Genomic DNA, 3,439 nt, shown 5'->3' with positions numbered 1-3,439 from the left:
GGGTCGTCATCCACCGCATCCGAGGCCAGATAGCTGTTTTCGACATCCCGTTCCAGCAGGCCTTGCCGTTCCAGATAGCGACCCACCCGGTGGGCGATGGTGTGCGTCAGCTGGGTGAGCTCTGGGCTGGTCGGCGCCTTGACCCAGCGGAAACGCGCTGAGCCGTGGGATTGCTCGACATACACACCGTCGAGAAACAGCATGTGGAAGTGAACATTCAGATTGAGCGCCGATCCAAAACGCTGGATCAGGGTGACCGCGCCCGTCTTGGCCACTTGGTGGGTATGGCCCGCTTTCTTGACCAGGTGCGTGGCAATGACGCGGTAAACGATGCCCAGCACCCACCCCATGATCTCGGGCCGGCTGGCAAACAGGAAACGCAGCTGAAACGGGAAGCTCAACACCCACTGACGCATGGGTTGTTCAGGCAGTACTTCATCAACCAGCAAGGCGGCACTTTCGGCCATCCGCCGCGCCCCACAGCTCGGGCAGAAACCGCGACGCTTACAGCTGAAAGCGACCAGGTGCTCGGCGTGGCAAGACTCGCAGCGAACCCGTAGAAAGCCATGCTCCAGCCGCCCGCATTGGAGAAATTCTTCAAATTCCCGTTGCACATAGCCCGGCAATTCCTTTCCCTGCTCTGCCATAAGCGCAGCGAATGCCGGGTAATACTCGTCAACGATCTGATAGAGAAGGGTTTGCTCGGGTCGGTGGCTCTGGTAACGACCAGTATCCCGATCCCGGCTGGCCGTCCTGGCCGCCACATGAGGCATGTTCCGCGTCCTTGCAATACTGTGTTTACATACAGTCTATCGCTTAGCGGAAAGTTCTTTTACCCTCAGCCGAAATGCCTGCCGTTGCTAGACATTGCCAGCCAGTGCCCGTCACTCCGCGGTCTTCACTGCGTGATCGAGTTGATCGACACCCGCCGTGACACGCTCCATGAAGTGCCTGCCTGCGTCTGTTAGCCGAACGCCCCGCGCATGGCGCTCAAATAGCAGGACACCAAGGTTATCCTCCAGCGCTTTCACACGCGCGCTGACGCTCGACTGGCTGATACCAAGTGCCTTGGCCGCATGCCGAAAATTCAGATGCTCGGCGACGGCGATGAACTGAACAAGGGAAATGAGCGGTATCCTGCCAGACAGGATACCGACATTCACGAGGTTTCGATGGTTAGTGCGCCGCATCGGAGCGGGCCTGCTACCAGTCGTCGGTTAGACGACTGGCGACTTCTCGGTGGCAGCCCCACGGAGCCGAAGGAGCACCAGCCCCAACGAAACCAGTACCGCCATCGCCGTGGCGTAACAGATCACGGGCCACGCTGTGTCACCGTTTAAAAGTGCCACCGCCAATGTCCCGACAATGCTGACTATCAGGCTTTGAACGCAGAAGTAGAACGCGACCGCTGATCCCGCGATGTCGTCGAACTCTGCCAAAGCGCCGTTCGCGGTAACGGACACCGTGAAGACAATACCGACCGCGACAACCCACATCGGTAGGATGAAGGTGAGGAATGACGGCGAGCCGTAAAGTTCGCCGATCCCCAACAGGACCGCTCCGCAAACAAGCAACGCCATCCCACGCGCCACGCATCCTGCGATGCCCCATCTGGCGACAAAGGACTTCGCGAAACGGGCTGTCACGATCATTACAAGCGCGACAGTGGCGAAGGCAAAGCTGAATCCGATCTCGGAATATTCCGCTTGGCCTATGAGCACACGGGTAGCCGTCGAGAAGAAGACGAAGTAGGTGCCCATACCGGCGCTAAAGCCGACAGTGTAAACCCAAAAAGCCGGACTCGCGAAGATCGGCAAGACAGATCGGCGCGTCTTGACTTGATCCAGAGGGCGGGTTTCGTGCCACCTGAAACCCGCATTTAGGAGTGCGAGCATCGCCAGTATAGCCAAAGTAATGAATATCGCCTGCCATCCCAAGAACTCGCCGATCAATGCTCCGGCGATAGGGCCGAGCGCAGGCACGAACGCCAGCATCGAACTGAAAAGGCCGTAGATGACGACACCCTCAGGACGGTTGGCATAAACGTCGCGAACCGTCGCGAACGTCGCCACCAGCATGGCCGACGCGCCCACTGCTTGAAGTAGACGGAAAGCGACAAAGGCCGGTGCAGTTGAAGACCAAGCTGCTCCCAGAGACGCAATGACGAAAGCCGTTGCGCCCGCAAGTAGAATTGGCCGTCGCCCGATTCTGTCTGAGAGCGGACCAAAAATCACCTGGCCCACGCCGAGCATCACCATATAGAGGCTCAACGTGAGTTGGATCATAGCGGGCGTCGTGTTCAGGATGCCGGGCATCGCTGGAACGACAGGGAGATAAATATCCATCGCCAGTGAAGCGAGGATGTCGAAAGGAGCCATCAGCAGCAGTGCTGCCGGCAGCGTATAGGCCCACGCGGGGCGTGTGGTGGTCATGACGAATCAACCCTCGATTAAGGAATACCGGGCGACGTCTGCTCGTCAGCAATCAGATGAGACTAGCCTTACAGAGCGCCGCAACAACAATACTGGTTGTTGCGGCTTACTTGTCTGCTGACTTGGAATTTCCCATCTGATTACTCCACGCTTACGAATATGAATTGCTACATTTTATCCGATTATCTTTTGCTTCGCAATGCGGCATGGGCGCACTCAGCGTTCCAGCCCCCTCTGCCGCCCTAACTGCCACGACACCGACCCGCCCTGCACGATGCCCATAACCTCGCGGCCGAGTTGGCGGTCGATGATCGGCCGCCACGGGACAAGGGTGAACTCATGGGATTTCTCGACCACGGCGAACTTGCCGCTCGATAGATGCACGGTTCCGGTAAACTTGCCGCTGACGCTCTCGCCGTCCGTGGCGGCGCGGAACGGCAGGCCCTTACTCAAAGCCATATCCGATCCGACGCCGGCTACCTCGCGCTCCCGCAGGATGGCGAGAAGGTTGCGCCGGTAGAAGACGCGGCTGTCCCGGCTGCGGGTGGCGTCGCCCTGTTCGATATGGTGCTCGCGGCGCTGGTCCATGGCTTCGCGGACTTGTTGCCCGAAGCCGGTTGGCGCAAGGTCGGCCGTCTCGCCGTGGATCAGCCGCCGGTCCAGCCAGGTCGCGCCGTCCGATCCGATCTGTTTGTTCAGATCGACCGGGGAAAGGACGCGAACGCTGGCCTGACTGTCTCGGCCGGCGTCATGGGCGGCGGCACGGCTGACCAGATCATCGGGGATGCGCCATTGGTCGGCGTCGATCCGCTCGACGATACCGGCCCGGCGTAGCGCCTCCAGCCGGCGCACATGGGCATCGACATAGCCCTCATAGTCGCCGCCTGGAACGCGGCACGTATAGGAAGAATAAACGCCCTTTTCACCCAAGTCCAACAGCTTTGGACCGCAGTTGACTCTTTCGACACCCCTGCGATGCAACCCAATCCGGCTGACGGGGAGCCAGC

Annotated in this window: 3 protein-coding genes and 1 pseudogene; all 4 read right to left on the bottom strand. The window is 59.6% G+C overall.

Annotated features, from left to right (window positions below):
* Positions 1-773: pseudogene (locus ACJHYR_RS27225) on the bottom strand (IS91-like element ISVsa3 family transposase); the annotation flags it as partial.
* Between the two features lie 111 nt (positions 774-884).
* Positions 885-1,190 carry a LysR family transcriptional regulator gene (locus ACJHYR_RS27220; protein ID WP_001255015.1) on the bottom strand — a complete coding sequence of 102 codons (306 nt, stop codon included), beginning with the start codon at positions 1,188-1,190 and terminating at the stop codon, positions 885-887.
* A gap of 27 nt (positions 1,191-1,217) precedes the next feature.
* A complete protein-coding gene (gene floR / locus ACJHYR_RS27215) occupies positions 1,218-2,432 on the bottom strand; it encodes a chloramphenicol/florfenicol efflux MFS transporter FloR (protein ID WP_063122217.1) in 1,215 nt (404 codons plus the stop codon).
* Between the two features lie 216 nt (positions 2,433-2,648).
* A partial coding sequence (locus ACJHYR_RS27210; RefSeq protein WP_225453745.1) for a DUF3363 domain-containing protein occupies positions 2,649-3,439 on the bottom strand: 791 nt, incomplete at its 5' end.

The sequence above is a fragment of the Escherichia sp. WS1450 genome, from assembly GCF_046487395.1.
Lineage (GTDB): Bacteria > Pseudomonadota > Gammaproteobacteria > Enterobacterales > Enterobacteriaceae > Escherichia > Escherichia coli.
This window is presented reverse-complemented; position numbering and strand designations above follow the sequence as displayed.